Here is a 5332-nt window from a genome sequence, read left to right on the forward strand (position 1 = left end):
GCCCGGGGCGGGCCCCCCCGCGGGGCGCCCCCCCCCCGGGTGGGGCCCGGCGGGCGCCCAAGCCAGGCGACAGCCGCGACCGGGCTCCCCAGGAGCCCGCGGACAGGCGTTAGATGCGTGCTTTCCGTACCGAGTGCAACGTCGCGCCGGCCAGAGCCAACGTCGACCGGAAGACCGACAGCTGTTCGTGATCGCGGTAGAGCTTCCAGTTGTGCTCGACCAGCGACAGCTTGTTCGAGGACAGTGACCCTGCGCGGCCGGACCTGTAGACCGCGAGCGGTTCCTGCAGACCTCGGGCTGGGTGACCTTCCCTCATGATCGACAACCACAGTGCGTAGTCCTGGCGTTTGGGCATGTCCGGCATTAGGCGCGTGCCCAGCACCGTCCGGTCGTACATGGCGGTCAGGGCCCCGATGTGGTCCTGCACCAGCATGTCCCGGTACGTCACGTGCTCCCGTGCCGCGACCACCCGCCCGTTCGGCGCGAAGTCCACCGCCTCGCCCACGTAGTCGCCGTCGACCTTGTAGTAGGAGGTAAACGTCAGCGGAACATCACCGGCCTGGGCGAACGCGAGCTGCCGCTCCAGCTTCTCGGGCAGCCACATGTCGTCGGCGTCGAGGAAGGCCACGTACTCCCCCCGTGCCCGTGCCAGGGCGAGGTTGCGGGCCCTGGCCGCGCCGCCCTGCTCTGGCGCCGGCTGCGGGCGCACACGCTCGTCCTGGCGGGCCATGTCCTGCAGCAGGTCCATGGAGCCGTCGGTGGACGCGTCGTCGGTGACCAGCAGCTCCACATCGGTGTGGGTCTGCTCGAGCACCGAGCGCACCGACGCACCCACAGTGGGGACCGAGTTGTGTACCGGCATCACCACAGAAACCAGGGGCACAGCAGTGTCCTTACCCAGATAGGAGTCGTCATGGACGTTGTTGTCGCCGGTCAGGGCTACGTAGGGCTGCCGCTCGCCGTGCGCGCCGCCGAGGCGGGCCATCGCGTCGTCGGCTACGACGTGGACCTGCACCGTATCAAGCAGCTCACTGCCGGCGAGTCGTACGTGGAGGACGTGACCTCCTCGCAGCTGGGCGCCGTGCTGGACTCCGGGGCCTACTCCCCGACCGCCGACGCGGCTGAGCTGGCCGGCTTCGATATAGCGGTGATCACCGTGCCGACCCCACTGCGGGACGGCGTGCCCGACCTGACCCACATCGAGTCCTGTGCTCGAACGCTGGCCACGCACCTGCGCCCCGGTGCCACGGTGATCCTGGAGTCCACGACCTACCCCGGCACCACCGAGGAACTGCTGCTACCGGCTTTGGAGCAGACGTCGGGCCTCAAGGCCGGGGTGGACTTCCTGGCCGGCTTCAGCCCCGAGCGCATCGCCCCGGGGAGCACACGGTGGTCGTTCGAGGGGACGCCCAAGGTGGTGTCCGGCATCGATGCCAAGTCGCTCGATGTGATCAAGGGTTTCTACGATGGCATTTTCCGGACCACGGTGCCGGTGTCCGAGACCAGGGTCGCCGAGATGGCGAAGCTGATCGAGAACACCTACCGGTTCGTGAACATCTCCCTGGTCAACGAGCTGGCGATGCTGGCCAGGCCGCTCGGCGTGGACATCTGGGAGGCGATCGACGCCGCCGCGACCAAGCCCTTCGGCTTCACGCGGTTCACCCCGGGACCGGGAGTCGGCGGTCACTGCCTGCCCGTCGACCCGATGTTCCTCTCCTGGAAGGCCCAGCGGGAGCTCGGAGTCCCGTCCCGCTTCGTGGAACTCGCCGCCGACGTAAACCGCCACATGCCCGACTACGTCGTCCGCCGCCTCACAGACGCGCTCGACAACCGCGGCACGAACGTCAACGGGGCGCGGATCCTGCTGCTCGGCCTGACCTACAAGATCAACGCTACCGACCTGCGCGAATCCCCCTCGGCCCGGGTCGCCGAACTCCTGACCGGCCTCGGCGCCGAGGTCCGCGGCGCCGACCCCAACATCGCGCACGGCGACGCCACCAAGCTGAACGTCCCCCTGGTCGACGCAACCGCGGCGCAGCTCGGCGCCTCCGATGCCGTGGTGCTCCTCATGGACCACGCACGCTTCGACCTCGCGCTGATCGAGAAGAACGCGCCCTACGTCCTCGACTGCCGAAACCGCCTGTCCGGACCGAACGTGGAAACCCTCTAGCTCCGCCCCCGACCGCTTCCGAACCCATCCACCCCGGGAGTTCTCGTGCGTGACGAGTGGGAGCACGCCCACACCGACTACACCAAGCCTGCGCACCGCCGTATGCCCGCCTCACTGGCGGAGAGCGAGAGCGACTGGCGCCGGCACCTGGAGACCTCGACCCCCAACGGCTGGCTGATCCGCAACAACGCCATGACCGAGGCCCTGCACAGCGGGAAGCCGATGTACCTGCTGCACACCACCAGGAACCTCGACGCCATCCGCACCAGCGGGGAATTGCACGTCTCCACCGGCTGCCTGGTCGGAGCCCTGTACTGCTCGCCCCTCACCAGCCAGCGCGAGGGACTGCGTCCTCACAACCTTGGCGCCTATCTGCTGCGGACGAAGCCCTCCCACACGCCCATGATCTTGGAGGTCACCCCCGACGCGCCGATCCCGGCCAAGGGAGTCGACTACCTGCACCTCGGGCCCGTCCACCTGCGCACCTACCAGCGCTACCGCAGCTTCCTCACCCCGGCCGAGACGGACCAGCTCGACCGCGCCGTGCCGGCCCGGCTGCGCGCCGCAGCCCGGTTCCTCGACCTCGCCCTGCGCAATGCCACCGGCCGCGCCACCCCGGCACCCGCGTTCGTCGACCGGCTCGCCGCCGCCGTGCACCACATGCCGTTCCTCGGCTACCTCTACTTCGAGGTCCTGTCCGAGTACCTGATGCTCCACTCCACCACCGCGGAGACCAAGACCTGCGCCCACGCAGGAGAGCTGAACAACCGGCTCTACAAGCGACTCGCGTTCGCCGCGGTCGACGGCATGGACCAGCTGTTCGACCTGGCCCGGTTCCATCCGCGTCATCACCGGCTCGTCGAGCTCGTGGGAGGTATCGAGCCGGAGCTCGCCCCGGGCGTCGCCGAGTACGTCCGGCGCCGGTTGTCGCACCTGTTTGCCCTGACCGCGCTGGACGCGTCCCAGGACGCGGCGGCGGTCACCTTCCAGGGCGCCAGCGCAGGCCTCCTCCTGAAGACCGCGCCTGGGCTGATCGGTCAGATGATCTTCCGCGAGATCCGGTACCTGCCCCGCTACCCGCAGCTCTACCACCTGTTCGAGAAGGCGAAGGCGCTGGAGGCGTGGGAGTACTGGACCAGCGAGGGAATCCCCACGCCGTTCAACGGAGTCCTCCCCAAGGGAGAGATCGGGATCAATCCCGTCTACCCCAGGTCGACGGTCCGGGCGTGGACCGCGGACCTGGACAGCAAGGGCTATGCACATCCGGCCGGCGAGGTCACGGCTGCTTTCGCACCGCACCTCGCGACCTGGTGGGCGCCTCCCCGCCAGCGCCAGCTGCCGAACGCTGCACGAGCCGAGCCGGCCCTGAAAGCCGTTTCCTGAATCCCGGCCACCCCTCGCCCTTGACCGGAGTCTTTGCATGACCACCAGGCGCCTGAACGTCCTGACCGGCATCAACCGCCCCTCCGCGCCCTCCTCCGGGGGAATGATCCTCACCGGCGACCTCTATGGCGCCATGCCGGGGATCCACACGACCTTCCTTGGCAGAGCGCCCGTCGACCAGGCATGGGCAACTGCTTTCGACCGGCTGCTCACCCTGTCCACGGCGAAGCGACCCCTCGGCCCGGACTTCGCCCCCTATGTCGAGGAGCTGACGCGCGAGGTCAGCGCGCTCGTCGACAACATCAAGCCGGACGCCATCCACGCCCATTACCCCGGACTCGCCTTGAGTCTCGCCTTCGCCCGAACCGCCGGCGACATCCCGATCATCGCCATCGCCCACGGCCCCGACGTGATGGCCGCCGAGCGCAGCGCATCGGAACGCGAAGGCCTGGAGGAAGTCACCGGGCGCTCCGCGGCGATCGTCGTCCCGACCTCCGCCCTCGCCGACCGCATCGACCGCCTCACCGGACACAGATTCACCGACCGACTCACCGTCATCCCATGGGGCATCCCCCTGAGCGGTGCCCGGGTCCACGACCGGCCGCCAACCGGAACCGGACCGCTGGCCTTGGTGCACGCCAGCCGCCTCGACGACAACAAGTCCACCATGACTGCCATCGAAGCCCTTGCCCTGACCGACCAGCCGCACCAGCTGACCGTGATCGGGCACGGGAACCAGCGGGAACACCTGGAACAGCGGGCCATCGAGCTCGGGCTGCGCGAACGGGTTCGCTTCGAGCCGTTCCTGCCCCGCATCGAACTGTGGCGCCGCTTGCCGCACTTCGACGCCTTCGTCTTTACGACCAAGGGCTTGGAGGCCTTCGGGCTCGTCCTCATCGAGGCCCAAGCCCACGGGCTGCCGGTCGCCTACTCCGATCTTCCCGGCATCGGTGACACCCTCGGCGACGGTGGCATTCCCTACAAGCCTGGCGACCCGCATTCGCTCGCGGCGGCCCTCGACGAAATGAGCTGGGGTGTTCACGAGCGCACGGCCCTTACCAAGGCAGCTCTCGACAACGCCCGCCGATACGACATCATCACCACCGGCCGGCAGCTGCGCGACCTGACAATCCGCGTCACTTGGCCCCGAGGAACACTGAATGAGTGGTTTGGCCAGTAGCGGGTGGGCGGCGCGCCACGACATCCATGGCACGGAGCTCGGTGGCACGCTGCACGCGAGGCGGGCTGTGCACCCCGGGAAGGGAGTGCACAGCCCTTGTCCCCAATTACCCCTCGTAGTACCAGTTTCGTCCGCCGCCGGTGTCCTCTGGCACGCTGCCGCGACGGCACCAGTGCTGCGGGTCGTCAGGGCCCGCAGCAGGACGGCGCTGCGCCGCCGCACCGGTTCGTGGTAGAGGCAGGTGTAGGCGAGTCCGGCTCCCCATCTCTGCCAGTCGAGGCGGGTGGCGTACAGGTCGGTGTCGGCGTGCGGTGGGTTGGCCGCGTCTGGCGTCGGGTTCTTGATGGTCAGTGTCAGCGCACCCGCTCGCCTTCGGCGGCGGTGAATCGGGCCGTGCACCGGCCGAAGAGATCGGGGGGACTCGGGGCCCCGAGTAGGAGTCCGAGAACCCCGGATTTTCCACCCTCGGAGCCAGCCGCAGACCAGCCCGGGCGGGGCCAGCGCCTAACGACTTGGTGCGCGATTGAGGGTGGGGCGTGTCGGCCTGGAGGGTTCGGCTGGTGATCTTCAGCGCTCCGCGCAGCGGTCGGAGACCAGGC

General features: G+C 68.9%; 4 protein-coding genes. 3 read left to right on the forward strand and 1 reads right to left on the reverse strand.

Translation table 11 applies throughout. The features are described from left to right. Positions 1-109 precede the first annotated feature (109 nt). On the reverse strand, positions 110-883 hold the full coding sequence (locus AB0442_RS41705; RefSeq protein WP_366168736.1) for a glycosyltransferase family 2 protein: 774 nt from the start codon (positions 881-883) through the stop codon (positions 110-112). 30 nt (positions 884-913) lie between these two features. On the opposite strand from AB0442_RS41705, the gene AB0442_RS41710 reads away from it, so the two are divergent. Genes AB0442_RS41710 through AB0442_RS41720 form a run of 3 tightly spaced genes read left to right on the forward strand, consistent with a single transcriptional unit; the run spans position 914 to position 4733 of the window. Then, positions 914-2170 carry a nucleotide sugar dehydrogenase gene (locus tag AB0442_RS41710; protein ID WP_366168737.1) on the forward strand — a complete coding sequence of 419 codons (1257 nt, stop codon included), beginning with the start codon at positions 914-916 and terminating at the stop codon, positions 2168-2170. A gap of 45 nt (positions 2171-2215) precedes the next feature. Beyond that, positions 2216-3553: a hypothetical protein gene (locus AB0442_RS41715; protein WP_366168738.1), complete on the forward strand. Its 1338-nt coding sequence runs from the start codon at positions 2216-2218 to the stop codon at positions 3551-3553. A 37-nt stretch (positions 3554-3590) separates the two neighbouring features. Further along, entirely contained in the window at positions 3591-4733 is a 1143-nt protein-coding gene (locus tag AB0442_RS41720) for a glycosyltransferase family 4 protein (protein WP_366168739.1), read from the forward strand. The last annotated feature ends 599 nt before the right edge of the window (positions 4734-5332 follow it).

The sequence above is a fragment of the Kitasatospora sp. NPDC085895 genome (assembly GCF_040702125.1).
Classification (GTDB): Bacteria; Actinomycetota; Actinomycetes; order Streptomycetales; family Streptomycetaceae; genus Kitasatospora; species Kitasatospora arboriphila.